Raw genomic sequence first — 23,440 nt, forward strand, 5'->3', positions numbered from 1 at the left:
TTCGGCCATGGCCGTTGCGGCGGGCGTGTCGCCGAGCAAAACCTTATAGCCGAAGCGGCTCAAGACACCCTGTTGCTGGAGGCCGGCATCAGCCAGAGTGGCATCGGAAATAATCGCCGGCAGGCCGAGCTGAAAGCCCTGCGCGGCCTGGTCCGGCACGCTGACCAGGACGCCGCGAATGGCGAAGTCGGCATTGCCGATGCGCATGTTCTGCCCGACGGCGAGGCCCAGCCGGTCGAGCACCCCCTGGTCGACTACCGTGCCCGGCAAACCGTCGACTGGCGGAAGCAGGTCGCTTAAGGGGGCTGGAGGGTCGACGACCGCCGTGCCGACCAGCGGATAGTTGTCGCTGACCGCGCGCAGGTCCAGCAAGAGGCTCTGGTCATTGGCGCTGGCGCGGGCGCTGAGATCGATCGAGCGGGCGGTTTCGCCCAGGGCCTCGATCGCCGCACGCTGGGCGTCGGAGACGTCGCTGCCGCGCTGGCGCACTTCGATGTCGCCACCCAGGATGATGCGGGCGTCGCGCGCGACTGCGGCCTGTAGTGCAGAACCGACGGACGAGACTGCTGCGATGGTTCCGACGCCCAGCGCGAGGCACGCAAAAAGGATGACGAAACGGCGCAGATCGCCGCGCAGGTCGATTACCGCGATGCGCATCCAACCAAGCAGCCGGCTCATGCGGGCACGCTTTCGGTCATCGGCGTCAGGCGGCCATGGTTCATGGAGAGAATGCGGTCGGCGCGCCGCGCCAGCGCCGGATCGTGGGTGATCAGGAACACCGCCGTGCCGTTGTCTCGGGCCAGCGCGAACATCATTTCGATGACACGCGCGCCGGTGTCCTGGTCGAGATTGCCGGTGGGCTCGTCGGCGAGCAGCAATTTGGGCTTGCCGACGATGGCGCGCGCGAGACCCACGCGCTGCTGTTCGCCCCCGGAAAGGGCGCTGGGACGATGGTCGAGCCGGTCACCCAGCCCCACCGCCGTCAACGCTGCTTTGGCAGAGGCAGCGATGTTGTCGAAAGATTGCCCGGTTTCGGCAATCTCGAGCGACAAAGCCACGTTTTCGAGCGCAGTCATCGAGGGGATGAGGTGAAAGTTTTGGAACAGAATGCCCAGGTTCTGCCGGCGAAAAATCGCCAGCTCATCCTCGCTTTTGCCGGTGATCGCCGTGCCGGCAACGGTCACGCTTCCGTTGCTTGCCTGTTCGAGCCCACCCAGTACCATCAATAGCGAAGTCTTGCCGCTGCCCGACGGCCCCACAACGGCGATCACTTCGCCGGCTTCGATCGACAGATCGATGTCCTTGAGAATGTGGAGCGGCGTCTTGCCCGACCGGAGGTGCAGGTTCATTGCGGCAGTCGAAACGACGGGGCTGCTCATGTGTCGGCACCTTTGGTCCTAACGGGTGTTTGAGAAGTATGCGGTTGGGGAAGAAAGACCAGCGATGACAGCAAAAATTATTCGTGACGCAGCGATGGCACTAGCTGTGCTGGCGTTGGGCGTCGCTCCGGCCATGGCCGCTGAAAAGACCTTGATGCTTTACGGCGATAGCCTGATGGCAGGCCTGGGTCTCTCCGAGACCGACGGATTTGCTGGCCAGCTCGGCCGGGAGCTCGGAGACGATGTCACCATCGTTAACGCAAGCGTTTCAGGCGACACTTCGGCAGACGGGCTGGCGCGCCTCGACTGGTCGCTGGGCGAGCGGCCCGATGCGGTGATCCTCGAACTGGGCGCCAACGACATGTTGCAAGGCCTGCCGGTCGATGCCATGCGCGACAATCTCAGCGCCATTCTCGATCGGTTCGGGGAGGAGAATATCCCCGTGCTTCTGGCCGGCATGCGGGCAAGTCCCGGCCTCGGCAGCGACTATGTGACCGCTTATGAAGCCGTGTTTCCCGAGCTGGCGCAGCAATACGGCACGGCGTTATATCCGTTCTTTCTCGATGGCGTTGCGGCTGACGCTGCGCTCAACCAGTCCGACGGCATGCATCCCAATGCCGAGGGCGTACGCCGGATCGTGAGCGCAATCGCGCCATCGGTCGAGGCCTTGCTGGCTGATTAAGTTACAGGGTCTGGCCGAAGCTTTGGTTGAAGGCGCGCAGCGCCTGATAGAGGTCGCGATACTGTCCGTGTCGCTCGGCATAGAAGTCGCGCCGGCTTTCGTCGGGTTCGAAGGTCCGCTCGAAGCGCACGAGGTCGCGAACGGCGTCGGTAAGCGACGGGAAGGCGCCGCTGCCAACACCGGCGATGATTGCAGCACCGAGCGCTGCCGCCGCAGGGATGCTGGTGCGTGTCAGGGGCTTGCCAAGCACATCGGCGCGAATCTGACACCAGGCGTCCGACCGGGCGCCGCCACCGCTGATGTTGATCCGTTGCGGACTCAGCCCCGCGGACTGTTCCAGAGCCTCGAAGGCCCAGCGGACCGAATGGGCGACGCCTTCCATTACCGACAGCGTGAGTTGCTCCGGACCGGTATCGGCGGTGAGCCGGGCGAAGACGCCGCGCGATGCCGAATCCCAGATCGGCGCGCGTTCGCCAGCCAGATGCGGCAGAAACATGGGCGTCGTCGCCTCTACCCCCGAATCGGATGCTTGCTGGATCAAGTCTGCCGGCGATCTGCCAAGAAGATTGCCGAGCCAAAGCATCGAAGCACCGCCCGATTGGGTTGGCGCCGCATGCATGCGAATGCCCTGATAGGGCGGAAAAAGGATCACGCCCGGGGTAGGCACGACGGTTCTGGAGACGATGCCGGGGATTTCGCTCGTGCCCGACTGGTACATGGCATCGCCATCGGCCACGACGCCGCAACCGAACATCCCCGCCCAGGCGTCCATCGCCCCCACCATGACCGGGACACCGGCAAAAGGCAGGCCTTGTGCAATCCGCCCGACGCTATGATGGAACGGATAAAGCGGCGGCAGCCTACGCTCGGCGCCGGGCAAAAGGTCGAGCAGGGCGGAAACATATCGGCCCAAGCCGTCGACCAGCCCTACGGCCGCGACCGCGTCGCTCGCGACTTCGCCCGTGAGCTTGAGCGCCACATAGTCCTTGGGCAAGAGAACATGACGCGTTGCCCCCAGCTTTTTGGCTCAGTCCGGGCAACAAAGGCCATGCGGGATAGCGCGTGACTGGCATCGATGGGGACCGGCCCGCCGAACCACGCCGTCTTCTGCTCTGCCGTTACCTGCTGGTCGAGCGCAGCTGCATCGTCTGCGGCGCGCGTGTCCTGCCAGGTGATGGCAGGCCGCAAGGCGTTGCCGCTCGCATCGACGAAAACATGCGAGTTGACCTGTGAAGTGAGACCAATGCCGACGACGCGCGATGGCTCAATAAATCCGGCAAAATGCCCCAGCGCGCCGAGGACGCCCTCGAGCCAATCCTGGGGGCGCTGTTCGGCCATTCCAGGCGATGTGCGCAGGGTCGGATGGGGGCGCTCGAAGCTCGCCAGTTGCTGGCCTTTGCCGTCGATAAGCGTCGCCTTGGTCGCCGTCGTCCCGACGTCGATCCCGATCAGGCAAAAATCCATGCCCGTTCACTCCCAATCCCGCTTGCCGTCCGGCAGGCGCCCCTTATAGTGCCTTGAAGCACAAGGAAAACAACCGCCAGCCAACTCGCCGGCGGAGATAGCAGGAGGGCTGTTTCATGTCGCTCAATAAATCCACCCTGGCCATGGCCGGCATTCTTCTCGCCACCACCGCTTTCGGAACTGGCGCAGCCTTTGCGCAGAGCAAGGTCGCGATCGTGACGCCCTATATGGCGCAGCCCGGCACGCAGTTCTATGTCGAAGCTTTCCAGGCCGTTGCCGCCGACCAGGATTGGGACGTCAACGTCATCGACACGGCAGGCGACGTCGCGGCCGTCATCAGCCGCATGGAAGACCTGGTCAACCAGAACGTCGACGCCATCGTCATCAATGTCGATCCGACCCAGGTTACTGCCGGTCTCCAGGCCGCGCAGGACGCCGGCATTCCGGTCTTCGGCATGGATGCGGGCGCCGATCCTCTGCTCGTCACCAATGTGACCTCAAACGGCTATGCCATGGCGGCCGAGACGTCGACCTATGTTGCCGACCGCATCAAGGGCGAAGGCAATGTGGTAATGTTCGTTTTCGAAGCCTTCCCGCCAGTTCAGGTCCGCGGCGTCGTCGCCGACGCCGTTTTCGGCAACTATCCCGACATCAATGTTCTCGACCGTGTCACCCCTGATGTCGCGGATGGCGGAATTGCCGATAGCCGCGCCAAGATGGAAGCCATTTTGGCCGCCAATCCCGAGCCGGGCAGCATCAAGGCTGTCTGGGCTGCGTGGGATCAGCCGGCGCTCGGTGCGCTCCAGGCCATCGAAGATGCCGGTCGCTCTGGCGAGGGCATCGTCATCACCGGCATCGACGCCAATCCGCAGGCGCGTGAAGCCATCGCTGCCGGTGGAAATTTCGAAGCCTCCGTTGCCCAGGATTTCTCCGGCATCGGCGCGGCAACGGCTGATGCGGTCGCCCGCATACTGGCTGGCGAAGAAATCCTGCAGTCGGTGACCTATGTGCCAACCAGGCTGATCACTGCTGCAAACGCAGCCGAATAGCTTTCGTCTTGACCCAAACCGCGCTAGGGCAGGGGCCAATCATGGCCCCTCCCGCTCCCCTGTTATCCGCTATCGCTGTCACCAAGGCTTATGCTGGCGTTCCGGCATTGTCCGGGGCTGATCTGGTCGTTGCACCGGGCGAGATCCACGCCCTGATGGGCGAAAATGGGGCCGGCAAATCGACGCTGATCAAGATCCTGGCCGGTGTCGTCGCGCCGGACGCTGCCGTGATCGCTATGGACGGTACGCCCGTCACCATCGATTCAACCAAATCTGCCTATCGCCTGGGGCTTCGGTTCATCCACCAGGAATTCAATGTCGTTCCGACGCTGTCGGTAGCCGAAAACATCTTCATGGGCCGTCGCTATCCCCGCCGCGCCGGCATCTTCGTCGATTGGGCAGGGCTTAATCGCGAGGCGCAGCGGGCGCTCGATCGCCTCGGCATCGACCATATCGATCCCAAACAAAATCTAGGCAGCCTCGGGCTCGGTGATCAGATGCTGGTGCGCATTTCGGCGGCTCTGCTCGACGACGCCAGGCTCTATGTCATGGACGAGCCGACGGCTGCGCTTACCGCCGACGAAAGTCAGCGCCTGTTCCGCGTCCTGCGCGAGATCCGCGCTTCCGGCAGCTCCGTCCTCTACGTCTCGCATCGCCTCGATGAGGTCATGACGCTCTGCGACAAGGCGACGGTGCTCCGCGATGGCCGCTCGATCGACAGCGGTGCGCTCAGCAACATCACGCACGACGATCTCGTGTCGCTGATGATCGGCCGTAAAGTCGAAGAAGCCTATCCCAAGCCCGTTGCTGCGCCAGGGCACAAGACGGCTTTCGTCGCAGACAGGTTCGAGACGCCTGGTCTCGCCCCTGTCTCCTTTTCGCTCCGCGAGGGCGAAGTTCTGGGCGTAGCCGGCCTTTCCGGATCGGGGCAAAGCGAACTTGTCCGCGCCATCTTCGGCGGTGCCCGCATCACTGGCGGCAGCATGACGCTGGGCGATGCAGCTTACGCGCCAGCATCTCCCGCCGCGGCGTGGCGGAGCGGCGTTGCCTATGTGCCGCGCGAACGTCGCGCCGAAGGCCTCGTCGTGCGGCGCCCGATCTACGAGAATATCACGCTGGCCCATCTTAAGCGTCAGAGCCGCGCTGGCACCTGGCTCACACCTAAAAGCGAGAAGCGCTTTGCAGCCGAGTTGGGCGCCACCGTGCGCCTCAAGGCGACTGGCCCCGCACAGGACGTCATTGAACTTAGCGGCGGCAATCAGCAGAAGGTGGTTCTCGCGCGGGCCATTGCCGGTGATCCTCGCCTGTTGCTGCTCGAAGAGCCGACCCGCGGCGTCGATGTGGGAGCCAAGTTCGACATCTATTCGATCATCCGCGAACGCACCGCCAAGGGCGCCGCGGTAATCCTCGTCTCCTCCGATCTCCCCGAACTCATCGGCATCTGCGATCGCATCGCCATCATGCGCGAGGGGCGATTACCACCATTGTCGACGCCGCAGGTCTGCGCGAAGACGATCTCGTCAATCTTTGTTATGGCCGGACCACCGGCATGGTTGCCTAGAACATGCAGGTCTTCATTCGCCGCTACGGCACCCTGATCGGGTTCGTTGCCATCCTCGTCTTCTTTTCCGTCATGCTGCCCGGGACGTTTCCGACGGCGCGCAACTGGCTCAACATCACCCAGCAAACCTCCATGCTCATGGTGGTCGCGGCCGGCATGACCGTGGTAATGGTCATGGGCGATTTCGACCTTTCGGTCGGCTCGGCGGCAAGCCTTGCCGGCATCGTCGCGGCGCTGATGATGGCGGCCGGTCAGCCGATCTGGGCCGCTGTCGCCGTAGCGCTCGTCGTCGGTCTTCTCGGCGGTGCCTCAATGGCGCCATGGTCAGCTTGGTCGGCATCCTGCCGTTTATCGCGACGCTTGCGACCATGACCATGTTTTCGGGACTCGCCTTTGTGGTCAGCGGCGGCAAGACCATTTCCGGCCGCGCCATCCCCGAAGAGTTCGGCAATTTCGCCCGCGGCGGCATCCCGCTGGGCGAGTGGGGGGCGTGGCCATCAGCCTGCCCAACCTGTCCATCATCGCCCTGGTCGTGATCCTGGCCGTCTGGGTGCTCCTCGAACAGACAACCTTCGGCCGCCGCCTCTACGCCATCGGCGGCAATATGGAGGCGGCGCACCTGAGCGGCATCGCCGTCAAGCGCCTGCGCCTTATCGCCTTTTCATTGACGGGTCTCGCCGCCGCCGCGGGAGGCCTTATGTATGCGAGCCGTGTTGCCTCGGCCAATCCGGTGCAGGGGAGCGGCCTCATGCTCAATGCCATCGCCGCCGTGTTCCTGGGCACCACGATGAGCCGCCATGGTGAGCCGCGCATTCTGGCTACCGTTGTCGGCGTCATCGTCCTCGGCGTGCTTGACAACGGCCTCACCCAGATGAGCGTCGACAGCTATATCCGCCAGGTCCTCGTCGGCGTGCTAATCCTCGTCGCCGTTGGCGCAGGATCGATCGGCCAGAAGCGGCGATAGTCTGGCACTTTTGCCATGCCGATGTCGGGCGGCTCTAGTGCGCGATCTCTATCACGGCTTCGATCTCGACCGGAATGTTGTTCGGCAGCGATGATGTGCCCATCGACGTCCGCGCATGGGGCCCTAGATCGGGAAAGACGTCGGCAAAGAGCGCCGAGCAGCCGTCGATAACAAAGGGATGCCGCGTGAAGTCGGGCGTGGCGTTGACGAGACCCAAAAGCTTGACGATGCGCGAGACCCGGTCGAGGTCGCCGAGCGCGGCATCCATTGCGGCAAGGAGGTTGAGCCCGACCATACGCGCATGGTCGCGGGCCTCCTCGGCGGTGAAATCCGCGCCCACCTTGCCGGTAATCGGCGGACTGCCTGCGGGCGCTGGCGCGAGACCCGAGAGAAACATCAGGTTTCCCGTAAGCAGGGTCGGCGTGAAAAGACCGATCGGCTGCGGCGGCGGTGGCAGGACGATGCCGAGGGCGGCAAGGCGGGCAGCGGTTTTGGACATGGCTATTTGAGGTCGGAGAAGCTGGTGGCGACAAAAGCTCGGACTGAAGATTGGTCAGGTGCCCCGAGCCACCCGGCGGGGGCCAGATGCCTTCCTTGCTGGCTTGGCCACGGGCCACGACGCGGTCCTCGATGGTCTTGTAGGGCCAGATATGGACCATCTTCTGCGGGCCTTCCTCGATCGAGGCCATATTGGTCAGAAGCGGAGACATGGCGTTGCGGCGGTCGATGATCTTGGCCCAAGCCGCTTCGGTTTCCGCCAGGCCATTGGGCGCCAGCGTATAGGTGCGAAATTCGTAGAAGGGGCCATAGCTGCCCGGCACGATCGGCTTGGCGAAGGAGAGTGGCTTGAATGCGGTGCTGTTGACGCCCCCGAGATACTGCCCGATGCCGTACGGGTTTTCCGTCTCCATAAGGCGGGCGCGCTCTTCGGTCAGCGCCGCGACGTTTTCATAGGCGGTTAGGAAGGCGAAGCGATTGAGCGTGCCGAATTCACAGGCGAAGGCGCCTAGCGTCGTACCCGTTTTGGAGAAGCTTTTGTAGGTTTCCGGCAGCAGCGGCATCACCGCGCCAAGCGTGTTGGGCAGGAGGGAGAGGATCGTCAGGTCGTAGAGCATGAGGTTGTCAATTCCGGTGGCTTTTCAAACTCGCATTCCGTTGGTACACCAAGTGAATGCCAATTGCACGCCGAAATCAGTGGAGGCTGGAATGGACGGTCTGGTAGTTCGCGGTCACGTCGTCACCAGCGACGGAATTCTGGAAAACGGATGGATCGCCGTCCGCGACGGGACGATCAGCGCCGTGGGTCAGGGTTCGGCACCGGACGCCAACACGGTCGAGGATTTCGTGATAGCTGGATCATGCCCGGCGCCATCGACGGCCAGACCCATGCGGGAAGCCAGATCGGTTTTCCCGGCATCGGCATGACCACCCATGCAGCGGTCATGGGTGGCGTCACCACCATTGTCGATATGCCCTACGATCATCCGACGCCGGTAACGACCGGGGCTGTGCTGGCCGAGAAGATCGCGGCGATCGACAAGCATGCTCTCTGTGACGTGGCGCTCTATGGCACGGTGCCGACCCAGCCGAACGAGGACCATATCGACGAGCTGATTGCCGGGGGCGTGTGCGCTTTTAAGATTTCCTCCTTCGAAGCGCACCCGGATCGCTTTCCGCGCATCAACAATGCGGCGACGCTGCTTTTGCTTCGGGCGCTGGAGAATACCGGCCTGCCGCTGGGCCTGCACAACGAAGATCAGGAAATCGTCCGCCAGACGACGGCTGACTTCATTGCCGCCGGCCGCACCGCCCCCACCGACCATAGCGACAGCCGGCCGCCGGTGGCTGAGCTCACGGCAACCGCAAACTTCCTGGAACTGGCTGCCGCGACGCAGGCGCATGCCCATATCGTCCACATCTCGGTGGCCGAGGGCTTTCGGCTTGTCGATGCCTATCGCGCACGCGGCGTTAAGGCGACCGCCGAAATGTGTGCGCATTACCTGATCTTCGATGCCGACATCGACATGCCGCGGCTCGGCGGCCTGCTCAAGGTCAACCCGCCCATCCGTGCCGGGGAGCGCGAAGCGCTGTGGCAGATCATGGACGAGGGCCAAGTGAGCTTCGTGTCATCCGATCACAGCGCCTGGGAGCTTGACCGCAAGATCAGCGCTTCGATTTTCGAGGTGGCTGCTGGCATGCCGGGGCTCGAGGTTCTGCTTCCGGCCTTTTTCACGGCGGCTGCAAAGCGAAAGGGGACGGAAGCTGCAGTCCGGCTGACAGCGAAGTATCTTGCACGCCGACCTGCGGAGTTCTTTGGACTGGCGAAAAAGGGCTTTTAGCCCCGGGCTACGACGCCGATATCGCGGTGCTTCGTCGCGAGCCACTAGCTTATGACAGCAAGCGCAACGCTCGTGGTCCCGGCTGGAGCGCCTATGACGGCATGGTGTTCGACGTTACCCCCGCTGCGACCTTTGTGCGCGGCAATAAGATGTGGGACGGCGCCGCTGTCACCGGCACGGAAGGGCAGGGGCGCTTCGTGCCCCGCGGCTAGCGCCGTGCCCCCGACAGCCTGTCGATGATCGCCAGGCGAACGCTTTCGATATGCTCGCGCATGGCGTTTTCGGCGCGGTCCTGATCGCCGCTGGCAATCGCTTCGAGCAGGAACAGGTTTTCCTCGGCAGTGAATTTGGGCGTGATCGGATTGCGATAGGCGTTGAACACGTGGGTCCGGCGCCGCAGGTCGCGGATCATGCCGGCAAGGAGCTTGTTGCCCGAAGCATCGGCAACGGCGCCATGCAGGATGTCGTCGACTTCCCAGATCTCGTCGAGGCCGAGATCGGATTTTTTCACCCAGCACCGTCAGCCGCTCGCGAATATCCTCGAGCTGGCGTTGCGGAATGTGACCGGCAGCCAGGCGAGCGGCCTCCGCTTCGAGCAGTTGGCGGACGTTGAGAAGTTCAACGAATGCCTCGGTTGAAAACGGACTGACCGTGACACCGCGCCCGACCTGCTTGTAGACGAGACCCTCAGCCTCGAGCCGGCCCAAGGCTTCACGCACCGGCGTGCGCGAAGCATTGAGGCGTTCGGCCATCCGGCGCTCGACGATCACATCTCCGGGCTGCAATTCGCCGCGAATGAGAATGTCGATCAGTTGCTCGTAGACCTGTTCTGTCAGATTGGGCCGATCAGCCTGGAGGGTTGCGCCGCCCAAGATCGACTCAGCAAGTTCGCCCATTGTTTTCCCCTTCGCTGATCCTCCATAGCTCGCAAAGCCAAGGCTTGGAAGACTTTTGGAATAGTGCCGGTATTCCACGTTTTGAAAACGAGGAGCATGCGTCAGGGATGCCCTCTGCGAGCATGATCGGTACTCTGCACAAATAATCGTCGGCGCTACACCGGAGGTCTTGGCAACCGCCATCAACCACGTTATGCCTATGGTATACCATTGGCGTGCAATTAGTCCGCCAGCTTCTGGAGGCAGGATGACCATCAAGCCATGGCGTGCAACCGCAATCCAAGTTCGCAGCGAACGCGCCTCTCAGGCGGCCGATAACGCGGCTGCAGCCGACATCATTAAGCGCAATCAGGATCGCCTAATCGCCCTGATCGAAAGAGCCTGCGCTTCGGACCAGAAGCCTGATCTCGTCGTATTTCCTGAATTTGCCATGCAGGGTCCACCCTTGCACATGAAGGTGGAGGAGTGGATCGAGCGCGCTTGCTCTTCCATTCCCGGCCCGCTCACCGAACCGCTTCAGGCTTTGGCCAAGCGGGAAGGCATTTTCATCGCCGGAAACATGTTCGAAGCGCCGCCTGAATGGCCAGGGCGCTACTTCAATTCGTCCTTCCTGATCGACGATCAGGGCGAGGTCATTCTCAATTACCGCCGCGTCAACACGGCTGCCTTCCCATCCGTCCATGATTTCATGAGCGATTATCTCGCGGTCACCGACCAGGACCAAGTGTTCCCCGTCGTCGACACACGCCTCGGTCGATTGGCGTTGATCCCCTGCGGCGAGATCGTCATCCCCGAAGTCGCGCGGATGATGATGATGCAGGGCGCCGAAGTGATCCTTCATCCCACCAATTCCAAGCGCACGGACGCGCAGGAAGCGGCCAAGCTCAGCCGGACCACGGAAAACATGACCTATCTGGTCAGTGCCAATGTCGCGGGTCCGATCGGCTTTTCGCCGGACAACACCATTCCCGGCGGCCGCTCGCATATCCTCGATCATCACGGCAACACCCTGGCCTATGAGGACGGTGCCGAGGAGACCATCGCCGTTTCCGCGATGATCGATGTCGAGCAGCTGCGCACCGATCGGCGCACCGATACCGGTCTGTCAATCCACTGCTGCGGGCGCGCTACGAAATGTACGTGCCTTTTTATAGCGCCGCCAAGTTCTATCCGCCCGACACTTTCCGCGACACGCCGATGGTCGATGTGGCCCAGACCAAGGGCAATATCGCCACCACTCGCACCAATCTTGAGCGCGCCCGCGTCCTCAATCCCCTACCGCCGGGCGCAGCCGAGCCCGTGGCCCCCTCTGCTCACTAGGAGAGTTCAATGATCACCGCAGAAGAAAATCAACAGCTCAGCCGCGTTGGCAAGGGTACGCTGATGGGCAACTTCTTCCGTCAGTTCTGGCTGCCGGTCTGCCTCAGCTCCGAGCTCAAGGCCGATGGCGACCCCGTCCGCCTGATGATCCTGGGCGAAAAGCTGGTGGCGTTCCGCGACAGCGAAGGGAGCGTCGGCGTTTTCGATCACCGCTGCCCGCACCGCTGTGCGTCGCTATTCTTTGGCCGTAACGAACTGGGCGGCATCCGTTGCGCCTATCACGGCTGGAAGTTCGACGTCACCGGCAAGTGCCTAGACCAGCCCAACCTCGAAGATAAGTCCAAGTACCCGGCCGGTACGCCCGCCATTGCTTATCGCGTCAAGGAATCGGGCGGCATGGTTTTCGCCTATATGGGCGAGCGGCAGGAAAATCCCCGGAATTGCCGGAGATCGAAGCCATCATGGGCGAGGGCGATGACCGCAATATCGCGCTCACGCACCGCGACTGCAACTACATGCAGGCGCTTGAAGGCGACATCGACACCTCCCATCTCGGCTTCCTTCATGTCGGCGGCATCGACGGCGAAAAGCTCGACCTCTCCGATCCGGAAGTGTTCACCGTCACCGAGAAAGCGCCCAAGATCAACGTGACCGTCACCAATTACGGCACCATGTACTCCGCCCAGCGCAACGCGTTCGAAGGCACCGAGCATCATCGTTTCGCCAGCTACCTTTTCCCGTTCTGGGTGACCTATCCAGGTGGCGAGCTCGAAAACGCCGTTACGGCCAATGCCTGGGTGCCGATCGACGACGACAGCACCATGATCTTCAACATCGACCTGCGCCGCGCTTCTGGCGGCGGCAAGAAGGGCTTCAAGTACAAGGACGGCACTCCGGTAGAAGGCCTTGCACGGCCACTCGAATATCTGCCCAACACCACCGACTGGAAGGGTCGCTGGCGCCCGGTCAAGGACCGGTCGAACGACTATGGCATCGACCGCGAATGGCAGCGCAATGGCGACAGCTATACCGGCGTCGTTGGCGTTCCGATGCAGGACCAGATGATCCAGGAATCGATGGGCCATATCGTCGACCGCGAAATGGAGCACCTCGCTGCCTCCGACCGCATGGTCATCCTCACCCGCCGCGTCATGCTCGACGCTGCCAAGGAATACGCCGCCACCGGCAAGCTGCCCGATTTCGTCGACCATCCTGAATATGCCCGCGATGCCCGCGGCGGTGATATCGTCGTGCCCTACGGCACCGATTGGCTCGATGGCTATGAGGAAAAGATGGCCGAGGTGAAAGGCTATAAGCCGAAGATGGCCGCCGCCGAATGAGCGAGGGGCTGACCCCGGGATCCGGCGCTATGGCGCCGGATCTACTTCCACAAGACTATGAGGTGGCCATGTCCGACCTGCACCACCACACACCTGCCGATGCACGCCCCCTCGAGGTCCGAGTTGCGACGATCACCATGGTGGCCGAAACCATCCGAGCCGTGGACTTTGTCTCCGTCGACGGCCAACCGCTGCCTGGCTTTACCGCTGGCGCGCATATCAATCTGAAACTGCCTGGCGATCTCAGCCGCTCCTATTCTCTCACTAATGGCCCCGAAACGCGCGACCGCTATTCGATAGCGGTCAATCGCGATGTGGCCAGTCGCGGTGGGTCTGCCTATGTGGTCGACCGGCTCAAGGTCGGCGATGTGCTCACCATCGATCCGCCACACAATACCTTCGGCCTCGTTGAGGATGCCGAACAGAGCGCGTTCTTTGCGGGCGGCATCGGCATCACGCCGATCCTGTCGATGATCCGTCATCTCGAAGCTCTGAAAAGGCCCTGGAAGCTGTTCTATGCCGCGCGCAACCGCGCCAGCGCCGCCTTTTAAGTGAGCTTGAAGCACTCGACGCGCTGGAGCCGGGCCGGGTGCATTTCCATTTCGACGACGAAGCGGGCAAGGTCATGCCTTTGCTCAAGCTTGCCGTCGGCATTCCCAAGGCAGCGCACGTTTATTGCTGCGGCCCCTCGAAGATGATCGAGACGTTCAAAGCATCGGCCGGCTGGCGTCCGGAAGACAATGTCCATGTCGAGCACTTTGCCGGCACCAATGCCAAGCCCACGACCGACTTTACCGTCGTGCTCAAGCGGCAGGACAAGCAGTTCTTCGTCAAGGCCGGCGAAAGCATCATGGACGTGCTTGAAGCCAATGGCGTGCCGGTGGCTCATTCCTGCCGTGAAGGCGTCTGCGGTACCTGCGAGACGGTGGTGCTCGAAGGCGAATGCGACCACAAGGACAACGTCCTCTCGAGCCGCGAGAAGGATAGCAACAAGCTCATCATGATCTGCTGCTCCGGCGCCAAATCCGACCGGTTGGTCCTGGACCTTTAGAACTCGCGGCTGACGAGACACTTGAAGAGGCCGGCTGATGCCGGGCCTTTTTCCATGCACAAAGAAAAATGGCGCCCCGCAAGGAGCGCCATTTGACGATGGCTTCGCTGATCAGCGGGCGATGCGGCGCCAGGGCATGGCGATCCGCTCGATCTGCTCGAGAGCGGCAAAGAAGGCGATGCCGATCACCACGATCAGGATGATCGCCGCAAATTGGCGCGTGATGTTGAAGCTCGCGCCAGCCACAAGGATCACATAGCCGAGGCCCGCATTTGCGCCCACGAATTCGGCGACGATGGCGCCGATCACCGACATGGCGGTAGCCAGCTTCAGCCCCGCAAAGATCGAGGGCAGGGCCTGCGGCAGGCGAAATTTCCAGAAGACCTGCCAGTTGCTCGCCCCCATCGACTTCGCCAGGTAGATCATTTCTCGGCTGGCCGAATTGAGCCCCATCACCGTGTTGACGACGATCGGGAAGAAGGTCTGGAGGATGACGATGACGATCTTTGGCGCCATGCCATAGCCGAACCAAGTCAGAAGAAGTGGCGCCACGGCAACCATGGGGACCGTTTGGCTCGAAACGATCAGGGGATAAATCGTCCGCTCAATGACCTTGGAATAAACGATCAGCACCGCAAGCGGGATGCTGATCAGGACCGAGAGCGTAAAGCCCAGCAGCACTTCGAACAGCGTGACGCCGGCATTGGGCAGCAGCCGGTGTCCGTAATCGATGAACTCCTGACCGATGACGCTGGGCGCAGGCAGCATATAGGCCGGCACATTGCCGATCCGCACCGACAATTCCCAAAGCACCAGGATAATGAGAAGGCTCCATGCGGAGGGGGAGACCCAGCCCAAGGCTTTCCTCACCGGCCTGGGCCTTGCGATGGTGGTTGGTTGATCTACAGCAATTGCCATCTCAGTATTCCTCCCGGAAGACGCCAAGCCCCTTAAAGATATCGGTCAGCTCGCGGGTATATTCGTTGAACCGCTTATCCTCGCGCATGGCGAGACGACGCGGCCTGGGCAGGTCGATATCGATAATGCGCTCGATACGGCCGGGCCGCGGCGACATCACCACCACGCGGTCACTGAGGAAGATGGCCTCGGCGATCGAATGGGTGATGAAGAAAACCGTCATGTCCGTTTCGGCGCAGAGCCTGAGCAGATCGATCTGCAACTGGTCGCGCGTCATGGCGTCGAGTGCGCCGAATGGCTCATCCATCAAGAGGAGCGGAGGCCTGTGGAGGAGGGCGCGGCAGATCGAAACGCGCTGCCGCATGCCGCCCGAGAGTTCCTTGGGATAGGCGTTCTCGAAATCCTGCAGCGACACCATCTTGAGCAGTTCGCGGGCGCGCAGCGTGGCTTCGCCCATGTCGGCTTTGCGGATTTCGGCCTGCATCAAAATGTTCTGGAGCGCACTGCGCCATTCGAGCAGCACGTCCTGCTGGAAGACGATGCCCGAGTCCGGGTTGGGGCCGAAGATATCCTTTTTGCCGACGGTAATGCGTCCTGCGGTCACGTCTTCAAGGCCCGAGAGCAGCATCATCAGCGTGCTCTTGCCACAGCCCGAAGGTCCGAGAACGGAAACGAACTCACCCTTTCGCACGGTGAGATCGATGTCCTGCAGCGCCTGGACCTTGCCATTGCGGGTGCTGAATGTTTTGCTGACGCCGGAGATGGAAATATGGGTCTCGGCGTCCGTTGGCATGCTTTGTGAGGCCTGCATGACGTTCATGAACTGCTGATCGCCTTTCGGCCGATCTCTCCGGGTCAGATGGATCTGATGGCCCCGCCATCCACGCGCACCAGTCTGCCGGTGACATAGCTGGCAGGCATGCTGGCGAGGAAAGCGATGACGGCGGCGAACTCTTCCGGCGTGCCGTAGCGGCCGGCAGGGATGGTGGCGGCCGAAGCTTTTGCGACCTCGGCAAGGTCTTTGCCGGATTTGGTGGCCTGCGCCGCATCGATCGAGTGCGTGCGGCCCGTCGCAATACGGCCCGGCAGCACGACATTGACGGTGACGCCGTCCGCGGCAACTTCTCCGGCAAGGCTCTTCATAAAGCCTACAAGGGTCGAGCGCAGCGCATTGGAAATTGGCAGATGCGGGATGGGCTGGACGACCCCACTTGACGCGATCGTCAGGATCCGTCCCCAGCCCCGGGCGCGCATGGACTGCACGAGATCAAGGCTGAGCGCCACGACGGGCTGCACCATGGAGGCGAAATGGCTGGCCATGGCATCGGTGGTGATCGTGCTCGGCGCGCCTGGCGGGGACCGCCTGTATTGTTGACAAGGATGTCGACCGCCCCGCCTTCGGCTTGTACCCGCGCAGAAATCGTCGCGGCAGCGGCCGGGTCGGCTAGGTCGGCAACCGCAATAAAGCAGCGGTCTTGCTGGTCGGCTGGGAGGGCGGCACGCGCCGCCTCAAGACGGTCGAGGGAGCGTCCGCTCAACGTGACGCTTGCGCCTTCGGCCAGAAGAGCCTGCGCACTGGCAAGTCCCAGGCCCTGGCTGGCGCCAAGAACAAGCGCGTGCTTGTCGTCTAGTCCAAGATTCATTGTTGGTCCTGTGGTCCGCGCGAGAAGCTGCGGATAAGAAAAAGGGCGACGGCGGAGGGTTCGCCGTCGCCCGCACGCGGAGCTTACTTGGCCGGCAGGTAAGAGCCGTCGTAGATGTCGGCTGGCGTCAGGCCGGCAGGCATGCTGCTATATTCTTCGAGCAGCGAAATGGTCTGCAGGATGTCGGCTTCCGCCACCCAGCCATAGGGTTCATTTTCGGTTGCCGCGGTATGCGCATAGGGCGGCATGACGCGCAGTTCGAGCGCGATCTGGTCGGCGTCGGAGTCCGGGCGGGCTTCCATGATCACGGCAAGCGCTTCTTCCGGATTGGCCTGGCTTCAGCCTCGCCCTTCTGCAGTGCGGCAAGGAAGCCACGGACCACGTCTGCGTTCTCGGCCAGGTAGTCCTTGCGGACGATAACGCTCGACCCAAGGATGTTGACGCCATAGTCCGCAAACAACAGGGGCGGCTCGATCGGGCTAATTGCGGCGACCTTATCGCCATCCGGGTTTGCCCAGCCGTTGATGAAGTCGACATCGCCATTGAGCAGCGCGACGCGGTCAGCGCCGCCATTGATGACGACGATTTCGATGCTGTCGAAATCGACATCGTTCGCCGCCGCAAAAGCGCGGATCATACCGTCTTCGAGGTTACCGGCATCGGTGCCGAGGCGCTTGCCTTCAAGATCCTTGGGAGACGTGATGCCAGAACCTTCGAGGCTGATGATCGAGGTCGGGTCTTTCTGCACAAGGCCGGCAACGGCGATCATGGTGTCGGCGCCGGTCTGCTGGCGCGCCTGCGCCAAGACGCCGAGGCCGGCAATGCCGATGTCGAAGTCGCCATTGCCCACCGCCTGGATGGTGCCGGTCGATCCATTGCCATCCACGATCTCGACGTCGAGGCCGGCTTCCTCGAAATAGCCCTTGGCATCAGCGACGAAAATCGGCGCGTCGACGCCACCGGCAATCCAGGCCAGGCGCAGGGTGACCGGTGTCAGGTCCTGTGCGAAGGCAGGCATCAGCGTGACCGACCCCAGAAGGGTGGCGCCCAAAATTGGCAGAAAGCTGCGTGTGAAAATCTGTGTCATCTCGTTCCCCTTGAGCCACCTCACCTCGTGGCATTCGGACGGTATGCCAACGGAATATCACGTGTCAACCGCGTTGCGACGGGTTTGAGCAGGCCGTGGATGGCGCTCAAAATTTGGGCACAAAGCACGCAAATTATGTATGTCGTAGTGACTGGGGCGCTTGGATAACATGTTGTAAAGGCTGCGGTTTTCGGTCTTGCAACGCAATAGATGGCGCCAAATGGTGCAAGCCGTGCCCTAACAAATAAAGCGGAGCACCGGAGTGCCCCGCTCGAAATGGCGATCTTGGGAGGCTTAAGCGCGCAGCACGCCTGCCTTTGTCATGTTGGCCAATGCCTTTTCCTGGACAGGCGTGAGTTCGCCATAGGTCTCGAAAGCTTTTTCGGCAAGCTGGTTGGCGGGGTAGAGGTCGGCTGTCGCATAATACTGGCGGTACATTTCAAAGCGCGTCCGCATCAGCCCGTTGCCCATATTGGTGTCGCGGCGCGCCTTCTGCAGCGCGTCGATGTCGATCATCGCCGAGCAATTCACCGTTTCCTCGTCGCTCTCCTCGAAGGCAAGGTAATTGCCATTGAAGTCGACGATCTGCGAATGGCCACCGCGTTCGGTATCGGAGAACCCAATAGCGCCAGAAATGTTGGCGCTGATCAGATAAACCATGTTCTCGGCAGCGCGGCAGACCTTGGCTGCATTGGCGCGGGCATTGGCTGGTTCGTTGGAAGGGTGAATAATGACCTCGGCGCCGCGCAGCATGAGGACGCGGCTAAGCTCCGGCACCAGCACTTCGCCGCACGGATAGATGGCGAGGCGTCCCAGTTCTGTATCGACCACTGGGAAAATGCCGTCTTCGCCATAAACCTCTCGATATTCCTCGATGATGTCGTGCGGAGACGTCCAGCTCGCCGTGTTGATGCGGCGATAGCGCATGATCACCTCGCCCTTGGGGTCGAGAAGAAAGCTGGAATTGAAGTAGCGGTCCGGCCAGCGCGGATCGACCTCGAAATGGTTGCCAGCGATATAGATGGCGAATTTGCGCGCCACTTCTGCGAGCCGGTCGGTGATCGGGCCGGGGATCGGGGCGCAGGCTCGCTCGATCCACTCGCTCACCGGCGTTGCCCGCGGCGGGCCTTGAAAGGCAAATTCAGGCAAGACGACCAGTTTGGGCGGCGTGTCGCTGGTGCAGGCAGCCTCGATCTTGCTGATGGCATTGGCAAGATTGTCGTCGATGATCGCCCAGGCTTCCTCCTTGGTCGCAGCATTGCTTGCGACCTTGCTGTCCATCTGAATGCACGTCGCGCGCCAAGGGGTGAAAGCCATGTAAGTCTCCGGTATGACAATTAGGTGTGCCAATGGAATACCAATGGCGCACGGACATCGTCAAGCGGAGGTGATGTTCAGCCAAGAGGTCTATTGCCGTCAGCGCGCACCGCGTTGACATCAGGTATATCACTGGTCTACCAGAGCGTAGGGGAGCGCTTTTATGACCTTCATCGATCCCGCTGCCATCGCGGAGAGCCGCTCAGCGCTGATAGCAGCGCCGCCAAGCCTTAGCGAAACTGCCTACAACGAAATCTTGGACCTGATGTTGTCGGGTCACCTGCCGGCCGGGACCGTTCTGCAGGAGCGTCGCCTGGCCGAGATGATGTCGATATCCCGCACGCCGGTGCGGGAAGCACTGTCGCGGCTTGAGGTTGAGTCCCTGGTGACGCGGCGCAATGGCCGCATGCTTTTCGTCGCCGACGTCAGCGTCGAGAACTACATCAGCCTTCTCGACATGCGTCGCATCCTGGAAATGGAGACCGCCGCTCGCGCGACGGGCCGCTTCGATCCAGCCATTGCCGAGACTATTGCCCAAGCCATCGCTGAACTCGTCGATCTCCCGAGCATCACCCCCGCCCAGCATTGGTCCGTGGATGATCTGGTCCATTCCAGCATTGCCGAAGCGGCCGGCAATCCAATGGTCGCCACGACGATCCGTGATCTTCGGCGCCGCACCCATATCTTCAACACCGCCCGCATTCCTCACCGCCTCGTGGTGGGTGCAGGCGAGCATCTGACCCTCATCGAAGCGGTCATGGGCGGCGATCCGGAACGGTCGCGGCGTCTCATGGCGGACCACATCGACAATGTCCGGGATGCCATTATCGGCTTCATTCTCGGCCACCGCACCAGCTGACACAGAGGTCTTTGACCATCATGACGACGTCCCCTCCCGCCGATGTGGCGACCACCGCCACGCGCAAGGAGCGGCTCGTCATCGTCGCGGTCATGCTCGCGCTGTTCATGGCCGCCCTTGAGCAGACCATTGTCGGTCCCGCCATGGGCGACATCGCCCGCGATCTGGGCGGCGGCAGCCTCCTGTCCTGGGTCGCGACGGCCTACCTTCTGGCAGCAACGGCCTCGTCGCCCATCCTTGGCGCCATTGCAGATCTGCGCGGCCGTCGCCTTGCGCTTTTTGCCTGCGTGTCGTTGTTTCTCTTGGGCAGCGTTCTTGCAGCAATGGCGACCAGCCTTGAAATGCTGGTCGCGGCCCGCATTGTTCAGGGTGCCGGTGCTGGCGGCCTTACCTCGCTGCCCTTTGTCGTCATTGCCGACAAGGTGCCGATGTATCGCCGCGCTGCCTACAGCGCCTATATCTCCACGATCTATGCCGTCGCCAGCATTTTTGGCCCCGTTGCCGGAGGGTTTTTGGCCGACTACGTCCATTGGACCGCGATCTTCTGGATCAATGTCCCCATTGCCCTGCTGGTCATCGTCGCCGTCGCCGTCCTCTTTGAGGCCGACCATGATCGGCTCAGCCGGCGCACCATCGATTATCTCGGAGCGTTGCTGCTGATCGCGGCCACAACCTCGAGCGTTCTGTGGCTGAATGCCGTCACGGGAACAGAAGCTTCGCTGCTGCCGTCCTGGATGCTCGCTCCTCTGGCGCTAGCGGCTTGGGGCGGTTTCGCTTGGCGAATGCTGCGCGCTGCGACGCCCCTCGTTCCACTCAGCGTTTTGACCGAGCGGACCATCCTACTTTCTGCCCTCGGGCTTCTCTGCTGCCAGGGCAGCAATATCGGCATGGCCGTATACCTGCCGCTCTACTACCAGAACATCTTCGGTTTCTCGGCCAGCGAGGCTGGTTTTGCCATCCTCGGCCTGCTGGGCGGCATCATGTCGGGGGCCTATATTCCGCCGCAGCTTTTGCGGCTCAACCCGCACTACAAGCCGCTCGTGGTCGGTGCCGCCGCCTTCGCGCTTTTTGGAGCCCTGAGCCTCACCGCCGTTCTCGCATTCATGCCGACCCTTGTTGGCGTCGAGATCGCGACCATTGCCCTGGGTCTTGGCATCGGGTCGGCCTATCCGATCTTCACCCTGGCCACGCAAAACGCTGCCGGTCCGACGCGCATGGGCGCAGCGATCGGCGTGCTCGGCTTCATGCGGGCCATGGGAGGCACGATCGGCGTCGCGGTGGTGGGCGCAGTAGCGGTGGCGTCCGGACTGACGGAAGCAGTTCCGCAGGGACAGGCCGGCATTCCGATGTGGACGATTTCGCTCGTAGCGTCAGGGCTCCTCGCAGTGTGCCTGCTGGCCCTCAGCATGCTGCCCCCGCGTGCCCTCGAAGGCTACGCGAAGGCTGGGTCGCGTTAGCCTCAGCCCAACTCTGCGAGGCGCTTTTCGAGACGGGTAATCAGCGTCTCGATCTCTTGTATTGCATCGCCGGCAAGCGGCGCGCCGGGGCGTCGTTGCGTGGCCGTGCGGATCGCCCCGCGCTTGGCCAGCACATGCTTGCGGGCGCCAAGACCGACGCCTGGCTGCTGCTCATAGCGCACGAGGGGCAGGTAGGCATCGAAGAGGTCCCGCGCCCGGTCGATGTCGCCGCTCGCGGTCAGCCGGCAGATATCGACCATCATTTCGGGATAGCCGAACCCGGTCATGGCGCCATCGGCACCGCGGAGCATTTCTTCGGGCAGGAAGATGCCGCCATTGCCGCAAAGGATCGAGACGCGTCGGCGGCCCTGGGCTTCTGCTTGGCGCAGGGCCGAAATCTTGGCGAGGCCCGGCCAATCCTCGTGCTTCACCATTACGATGCTGGGGCAGGCCTCGATGATCTGGCCCAGGGCAGGGATGCTGATCTGCACCGTCGTCGAGAGGGGAAAGTCCTGCAGCACGACCGGCACATCCGGGCCCAGCGCTTCGACGACCTGGCTATAATAGGCGACGATCTGCTCGTTGGTGTGCAGGTTCGAGGGCGGTGCCACCATGACGCCGGCGGCGCCCATGTCCATCACTGCCTTGGTGAGCTCCTCGATGGCCGCCAGGCCTGGCGCCGAGACGCCGACCACGACGACTTTCCCCGATGCCCGCGCCAGCGTCTGGCGGGTTACCGCCAGGGCCTCGGCCTGCGTCAGCTTGGGCGCTTCGCCCATCATCCCGAGAATGGTCAGCCCATCGGCGCCTTTTTCGAAATAAAAATCGGTGACGCTGTCGATGCTATGGCTATCGATGCTGCCATCCTCGTTGAAGGGCGTAACGGCAATGACGTAGACGCCCTTGCTCTCGGATGTGATCAAGGTCATGAAAAACTCGCTGGCAAGAAGGCCCGGCAGCGGGACGCCACCGGGCCGGGCTGATTATTCGGCAGGGCTGTAAACGATGTCGTCAGCAGTGAGGTCGTAGGTCTTGTCATGCACCTTGCCGACCACGTCGATATTGTGCGTGACGCGGTCCATGTCCCAGTTGAAGCCATTGGCGGCGAAAACCGGATTGTCGGGGCCGAACGAGAAGTTCATGGCGAAGGGGACCGAAGTGACCTGCGTGTCGCGGATCATGCCTTCGACACCAGCGGTGATCGCGTCGACAGCCGCTTCCGGATCGGCCGAAGCAGCCTCATAGGAGCATTCGACGGCCTTCTTAAAGCGGCTGACGAGGTCGGGATTGTTGGCGATCATCTCATCTGAGGTGAAGACCGAGGCATTGTAGATGTCGAGTTGGTCGCCATAGAAGACGGTGCGGATGGTCATGCCATTCTGTGCAGCAAGCGCTTCGATCTGAACGGCCGAGGTGATGTAGCTGGCCAGCGCATCGATTTGGCCGCTCAGCAGCAGGCCGTTGAGCGCCGAGCCATCGGTCAGCACTTCTTTGACCTTGGAGTAATCGGCGCCGGCGAGTTGCATGCCGTAAGGCACATATTCAAGCGCGGCATTACCGACTGATGAACCGAGCTTGCGGCCCTCGAGGTCGTTCATGGTCTGGATCGGGCTGTCGCCACGAATGGCAATCGCCAGCGGCGACTGGGATACGATCGGCATGATGGCCTTGACCGGCGCCTGTGTTTCGCCGATCGCGCCGATGATGACGCCGAGGTCGGTCACCGAAAAGTCAGCGACGCCGGTCGCGACCTTCGTCACCGCATCGGCGGCGCCGTAGCCGCGCGAGATCGTGACGTTGATGTCCTGATCCGTAAAGCACCCCTTTTCGACACCCAGGTAATAGGCCGAAGAAATGCCGCCCGGCGTCCAGTCGAGCTGGAAGCTTACATCGTCAGCCGCCATGGCCGTTCCGGCCTGCAACACCAAGGCGAGGGTCCCCACAACCCCAGCCGATCTACCCTTGAAATTCATCGTCGTTCCCTTCCAGTCGCTTCCGATTGCAACTGGCATACCAATAGAATACCGTTGGTGTAACGTCCAGTGCTCATTGCGTGGGCGGCTAGCTAAATCGCTCTACAAATGTGCATAGTGGCGATACCACAAATGGAGACG

28 protein-coding genes and 4 pseudogenes are annotated in these 23,440 nt (G+C 62.2%); 16 read left to right on the plus strand and 16 right to left on the minus strand.

The window, feature by feature from the left end:
• Positions 1 to 102: 102 nt before the first annotated feature.
• Together G5575_RS20635 and G5575_RS14935 are read right to left on the minus strand one after the other, a co-directional pair.
• Positions 103 to 678 (minus strand): annotated as a pseudogene (locus G5575_RS20635) (ABC transporter permease); the annotation flags it as partial.
• Positions 675 to 1,379, minus strand: a complete 705-nt coding sequence (locus G5575_RS14935) for an ABC transporter ATP-binding protein (protein WP_164535027.1) — start codon at positions 1,377 to 1,379, stop codon at positions 675 to 677. The gene G5575_RS14935 and the pseudogene G5575_RS20635, both read right to left, overlap by 4 nt.
• A 64-nt stretch (positions 1,380 to 1,443) precedes the next feature.
• On the opposite strand from G5575_RS14935, the gene G5575_RS14940 reads away from it, so the two are divergent.
• Positions 1,444 to 2,061 (plus strand): arylesterase, encoded by a 618-nt coding sequence (locus tag G5575_RS14940; protein WP_164535028.1) that lies wholly within the window; start codon positions 1,444 to 1,446, stop codon positions 2,059 to 2,061.
• 1 nt (position 2,062) lies between these two features.
• Here G5575_RS14940 and G5575_RS14945 read toward each other — a convergent pair whose 3' ends face one another.
• Positions 2,063 to 3,055, minus strand: a complete 993-nt coding sequence (locus G5575_RS14945) for a xylulokinase (RefSeq protein ID WP_164535029.1) — start codon at positions 3,053 to 3,055, stop codon at positions 2,063 to 2,065.
• Positions 2,989 to 3,525 carry an FGGY family carbohydrate kinase gene (locus G5575_RS14950; RefSeq protein ID WP_164535030.1) on the minus strand — a complete coding sequence of 179 codons (537 nt, stop codon included), beginning with the start codon at positions 3,523 to 3,525 and terminating at the stop codon, positions 2,989 to 2,991. Before G5575_RS14950 ends, G5575_RS14945 begins: the two co-directional genes overlap by 67 nt.
• Positions 3,526 to 3,641: 116 nt before the next feature.
• Here G5575_RS14950 and G5575_RS14955 point away from each other — a divergent pair, with 116 nt between their 5' ends.
• Genes G5575_RS14955 through G5575_RS19510 form a run of 5 tightly spaced genes read left to right on the plus strand, consistent with a single transcriptional unit; the run spans position 3,642 to position 7,099 of the window.
• Positions 3,642 to 4,574, plus strand: coding sequence for a substrate-binding domain-containing protein (locus G5575_RS14955; protein ID WP_207633166.1), 933 nt, complete (start codon positions 3,642 to 3,644; stop codon positions 4,572 to 4,574).
• A 41-nt stretch (positions 4,575 to 4,615) separates the two neighbouring features.
• Positions 4,616 to 6,172, plus strand: a complete 1,557-nt coding sequence (locus tag G5575_RS14960; protein ID WP_164535031.1) for a sugar ABC transporter ATP-binding protein — start codon at positions 4,616 to 4,618, stop codon at positions 6,170 to 6,172.
• Entirely contained in the window at positions 6,139 to 6,507 is a 369-nt protein-coding gene (locus tag G5575_RS19500; RefSeq protein ID WP_207633167.1) for an ABC transporter permease, read from the plus strand. The genes G5575_RS14960 and G5575_RS19500 overlap by 34 nt, the downstream gene beginning before the upstream one ends.
• Entirely contained in the window at positions 6,504 to 6,671 is a 168-nt protein-coding gene (locus G5575_RS19505; protein WP_207633168.1) for a hypothetical protein, read from the plus strand. The genes G5575_RS19500 and G5575_RS19505 overlap by 4 nt, the downstream gene beginning before the upstream one ends.
• Positions 6,626 to 7,099: an ABC transporter permease gene (locus tag G5575_RS19510; protein WP_207633169.1), complete on the plus strand. Its 474-nt coding sequence runs from the start codon at positions 6,626 to 6,628 to the stop codon at positions 7,097 to 7,099. Before G5575_RS19505 ends, G5575_RS19510 begins: the two co-directional genes overlap by 46 nt.
• A gap of 34 nt (positions 7,100 to 7,133) precedes the next feature.
• Here G5575_RS19510 and G5575_RS14970 read toward each other — a convergent pair whose 3' ends face one another.
• A complete protein-coding gene (locus G5575_RS14970; RefSeq protein ID WP_164535032.1) occupies positions 7,134 to 7,598 on the minus strand; it encodes a RidA family protein in 465 nt (154 codons plus the stop codon).
• Positions 7,599 to 7,689: 91 nt separating this feature from the next.
• Positions 7,690 to 8,214: pseudogene (locus tag G5575_RS22320) on the minus strand (NIPSNAP family protein); the annotation flags it as partial.
• Positions 8,215 to 8,305: 91 nt separating this feature from the next.
• On the opposite strand from G5575_RS22320, the gene G5575_RS20640 reads away from it, so the two are divergent.
• From G5575_RS20640 to G5575_RS20645, 3 genes are read left to right on the plus strand one after another with little or no spacing between them, the layout of a single operon-like run.
• Positions 8,306 to 8,524 (plus strand): hypothetical protein, encoded by a 219-nt coding sequence (locus tag G5575_RS20640; RefSeq protein ID WP_235936035.1) that lies wholly within the window; start codon positions 8,306 to 8,308, stop codon positions 8,522 to 8,524.
• Positions 8,458 to 9,438, plus strand: coding sequence for a dihydroorotase (locus G5575_RS14980; protein WP_235936036.1), 981 nt, complete (start codon positions 8,458 to 8,460; stop codon positions 9,436 to 9,438). Before G5575_RS20640 ends, G5575_RS14980 begins: the two co-directional genes overlap by 67 nt.
• Before the next feature lie 26 nt (positions 9,439 to 9,464).
• Complete coding sequence (locus G5575_RS20645; protein ID WP_235936037.1) at positions 9,465 to 9,650, plus strand: hypothetical protein; 186 nt, start codon at positions 9,465 to 9,467, stop codon at positions 9,648 to 9,650.
• Here G5575_RS20645 and G5575_RS19520 read toward each other — a convergent pair.
• Both G5575_RS19520 and G5575_RS22325 read right to left on the minus strand, forming a co-directional pair.
• Complete coding sequence (locus G5575_RS19520; RefSeq protein ID WP_207633170.1) at positions 9,647 to 9,949, minus strand: FCD domain-containing protein; 303 nt, start codon at positions 9,947 to 9,949, stop codon at positions 9,647 to 9,649. The genes G5575_RS20645 and G5575_RS19520 overlap by 4 nt on opposite strands.
• Positions 9,950 to 10,145: 196 nt before the next feature.
• Positions 10,146 to 10,589: pseudogene (locus tag G5575_RS22325) on the minus strand (GntR family transcriptional regulator); the annotation flags it as partial.
• On the opposite strand from G5575_RS22325, the gene G5575_RS14990 reads away from it, so the two are divergent.
• From G5575_RS14990 to G5575_RS21870, 5 genes are all read left to right on the plus strand, one after another.
• A complete protein-coding gene (locus G5575_RS14990; RefSeq protein WP_164535033.1) occupies positions 10,582 to 11,667 on the plus strand; it encodes a nitrilase-related carbon-nitrogen hydrolase in 1,086 nt (361 codons plus the stop codon). The pseudogene G5575_RS22325 and the gene G5575_RS14990 overlap by 8 nt on opposite strands.
• A complete protein-coding gene (locus G5575_RS21865) occupies positions 11,664 to 12,305 on the plus strand; it encodes a Rieske 2Fe-2S domain-containing protein (RefSeq protein WP_164535034.1) in 642 nt (213 codons plus the stop codon). Before G5575_RS14990 ends, G5575_RS21865 begins: the two co-directional genes overlap by 4 nt.
• The gene (locus G5575_RS20655; RefSeq protein ID WP_328766315.1) at positions 12,191 to 12,994 is read left to right on the plus strand and encodes a hypothetical protein; all 804 of its coding nucleotides are present in this window, start codon (positions 12,191 to 12,193) and stop codon (positions 12,992 to 12,994) included. The genes G5575_RS21865 and G5575_RS20655 overlap by 115 nt, the downstream gene beginning before the upstream one ends.
• Before the next feature lie 68 nt (positions 12,995 to 13,062).
• On the plus strand, positions 13,063 to 13,545 hold the full coding sequence (locus G5575_RS15000; RefSeq protein ID WP_164535035.1) for a ferredoxin reductase: 483 nt from the start codon (positions 13,063 to 13,065) through the stop codon (positions 13,543 to 13,545).
• 38 nt (positions 13,546 to 13,583) lie between these two features.
• Positions 13,584 to 14,045, plus strand: coding sequence for a flavin reductase family protein (locus G5575_RS21870; protein WP_164535036.1), 462 nt, complete (start codon positions 13,584 to 13,586; stop codon positions 14,043 to 14,045).
• A 111-nt stretch (positions 14,046 to 14,156) separates the two neighbouring features.
• On the opposite strand, the gene G5575_RS15010 is transcribed toward G5575_RS21870, so the two are convergent.
• From G5575_RS15010 to G5575_RS15035, 6 genes and pseudogenes are all read right to left on the minus strand, one after another.
• Complete coding sequence (locus tag G5575_RS15010) at positions 14,157 to 14,963, minus strand: ABC transporter permease (protein WP_164535037.1); 807 nt, start codon at positions 14,961 to 14,963, stop codon at positions 14,157 to 14,159.
• Position 14,964: 1 nt separating this feature from the next.
• A complete protein-coding gene (locus G5575_RS15015) occupies positions 14,965 to 15,756 on the minus strand; it encodes an ABC transporter ATP-binding protein (RefSeq protein ID WP_235936039.1) in 792 nt (263 codons plus the stop codon).
• Positions 15,757 to 15,818: 62 nt separating this feature from the next.
• A pseudogene (locus G5575_RS15020) lies at positions 15,819 to 16,606 on the minus strand (SDR family oxidoreductase).
• Between the two features lie 83 nt (positions 16,607 to 16,689).
• Positions 16,690 to 16,914 carry a hypothetical protein gene (locus G5575_RS15025; RefSeq protein WP_164535038.1) on the minus strand — a complete coding sequence of 75 codons (225 nt, stop codon included), beginning with the start codon at positions 16,912 to 16,914 and terminating at the stop codon, positions 16,690 to 16,692.
• Positions 16,911 to 17,693 (minus strand): ABC transporter substrate-binding protein, encoded by a 783-nt coding sequence (locus G5575_RS15030; protein WP_164535039.1) that lies wholly within the window; start codon positions 17,691 to 17,693, stop codon positions 16,911 to 16,913. Before G5575_RS15030 ends, G5575_RS15025 begins: the two co-directional genes overlap by 4 nt.
• Positions 17,694 to 17,987: 294 nt before the next feature.
• Positions 17,988 to 19,010, minus strand: a complete 1,023-nt coding sequence (locus tag G5575_RS15035) for a nitrilase-related carbon-nitrogen hydrolase (RefSeq protein WP_164535040.1) — start codon at positions 19,008 to 19,010, stop codon at positions 17,988 to 17,990.
• Between the two features lie 163 nt (positions 19,011 to 19,173).
• Here G5575_RS15035 and G5575_RS15040 point away from each other — a divergent pair, with 163 nt between their 5' ends.
• Both G5575_RS15040 and G5575_RS15045 read left to right on the plus strand, forming a co-directional pair.
• Positions 19,174 to 19,869 (plus strand): GntR family transcriptional regulator, encoded by a 696-nt coding sequence (locus G5575_RS15040; protein WP_164535041.1) that lies wholly within the window; start codon positions 19,174 to 19,176, stop codon positions 19,867 to 19,869.
• Between the two features lie 20 nt (positions 19,870 to 19,889).
• On the plus strand, positions 19,890 to 21,326 hold the full coding sequence (locus G5575_RS15045) for an MFS transporter (protein WP_164535042.1): 1,437 nt from the start codon (positions 19,890 to 19,892) through the stop codon (positions 21,324 to 21,326).
• Between the two features lie 2 nt (positions 21,327 to 21,328).
• Here G5575_RS15045 and G5575_RS15050 read toward each other — a convergent pair whose 3' ends face one another.
• Positions 21,329 to 22,255, minus strand: coding sequence for a dihydrodipicolinate synthase family protein (locus G5575_RS15050; RefSeq protein ID WP_164535043.1), 927 nt, complete (start codon positions 22,253 to 22,255; stop codon positions 21,329 to 21,331).
• Between the two features lie 54 nt (positions 22,256 to 22,309).
• Positions 22,310 to 23,299 (minus strand): ABC transporter substrate-binding protein, encoded by a 990-nt coding sequence (locus G5575_RS15055; protein ID WP_164535044.1) that lies wholly within the window; start codon positions 23,297 to 23,299, stop codon positions 22,310 to 22,312.
• Between the last annotated feature and the right edge of the window lie 141 nt (positions 23,300 to 23,440).

Origin of the sequence: Devosia aurantiaca, from assembly GCF_011058215.1 — a bacterium.
Lineage (GTDB): Bacteria > Pseudomonadota > Alphaproteobacteria > Rhizobiales > Devosiaceae > Devosia > Devosia aurantiaca.

What these genes read in the sequence shown, in the direction of transcription:
- G5575_RS15030 (WP_164535039.1), bottom strand. Translation starts at nt 17,693, where the DNA reads ATGACACAGATTTTCACACGCAGCTTTCTGCCAATTTTGGGCGCCACC.
- G5575_RS19505 (WP_207633168.1), top strand. Translation starts at nt 6,504, where the DNA reads ATGACCATGTTTTCGGGACTCGCCTTTGTGGTCAGCGGCGGCAAGACC.
- G5575_RS14950 (WP_164535030.1), bottom strand. Translation starts at nt 3,525, where the DNA reads ATGGATTTTTGCCTGATCGGGATCGACGTCGGGACGACGGCGACCAAG.
- G5575_RS14935 (WP_164535027.1), bottom strand. Translation starts at nt 1,379, where the DNA reads ATGAGCAGCCCCGTCGTTTCGACTGCCGCAATGAACCTGCACCTCCGG.
- G5575_RS15040 (WP_164535041.1), top strand. Translation starts at nt 19,174, where the DNA reads ATGACCTTCATCGATCCCGCTGCCATCGCGGAGAGCCGCTCAGCGCTG.
- G5575_RS15035 (WP_164535040.1), bottom strand. Translation starts at nt 19,010, where the DNA reads ATGGCTTTCACCCCTTGGCGCGCGACGTGCATTCAGATGGACAGCAAG.
- G5575_RS20640 (WP_235936035.1), top strand. Translation starts at nt 8,306, where the DNA reads ATGGACGGTCTGGTAGTTCGCGGTCACGTCGTCACCAGCGACGGAATT.
- G5575_RS15055 (WP_164535044.1), bottom strand. Translation starts at nt 23,299, where the DNA reads ATGAATTTCAAGGGTAGATCGGCTGGGGTTGTGGGGACCCTCGCCTTG.
- G5575_RS15015 (WP_235936039.1), bottom strand. Translation starts at nt 15,756, where the DNA reads ATGCCAACGGACGCCGAGACCCATATTTCCATCTCCGGCGTCAGCAAA.
- G5575_RS15050 (WP_164535043.1), bottom strand. Translation starts at nt 22,255, where the DNA reads ATGACCTTGATCACATCCGAGAGCAAGGGCGTCTACGTCATTGCCGTT.
- G5575_RS14980 (WP_235936036.1), top strand. Translation starts at nt 8,458, where the DNA reads ATGCCCGGCGCCATCGACGGCCAGACCCATGCGGGAAGCCAGATCGGT.
- G5575_RS15000 (WP_164535035.1), top strand. Translation starts at nt 13,063, where the DNA reads ATGTCCGACCTGCACCACCACACACCTGCCGATGCACGCCCCCTCGAG.
- G5575_RS14960 (WP_164535031.1), top strand. Translation starts at nt 4,616, where the DNA reads ATGGCCCCTCCCGCTCCCCTGTTATCCGCTATCGCTGTCACCAAGGCT.
- G5575_RS15045 (WP_164535042.1), top strand. Translation starts at nt 19,890, where the DNA reads ATGACGACGTCCCCTCCCGCCGATGTGGCGACCACCGCCACGCGCAAG.
- G5575_RS14970 (WP_164535032.1), bottom strand. Translation starts at nt 7,598, where the DNA reads ATGTCCAAAACCGCTGCCCGCCTTGCCGCCCTCGGCATCGTCCTGCCA.
- G5575_RS15010 (WP_164535037.1), bottom strand. Translation starts at nt 14,963, where the DNA reads ATGGCAATTGCTGTAGATCAACCAACCACCATCGCAAGGCCCAGGCCG.
- G5575_RS14940 (WP_164535028.1), top strand. Translation starts at nt 1,444, where the DNA reads ATGACAGCAAAAATTATTCGTGACGCAGCGATGGCACTAGCTGTGCTG.
- G5575_RS14990 (WP_164535033.1), top strand. Translation starts at nt 10,582, where the DNA reads ATGACCATCAAGCCATGGCGTGCAACCGCAATCCAAGTTCGCAGCGAA.
- G5575_RS14955 (WP_207633166.1), top strand. Translation starts at nt 3,642, where the DNA reads ATGTCGCTCAATAAATCCACCCTGGCCATGGCCGGCATTCTTCTCGCC.
- G5575_RS19500 (WP_207633167.1), top strand. Translation starts at nt 6,139, where the DNA reads ATGCAGGTCTTCATTCGCCGCTACGGCACCCTGATCGGGTTCGTTGCC.
- G5575_RS21865 (WP_164535034.1), top strand. Translation starts at nt 11,664, where the DNA reads ATGATCACCGCAGAAGAAAATCAACAGCTCAGCCGCGTTGGCAAGGGT.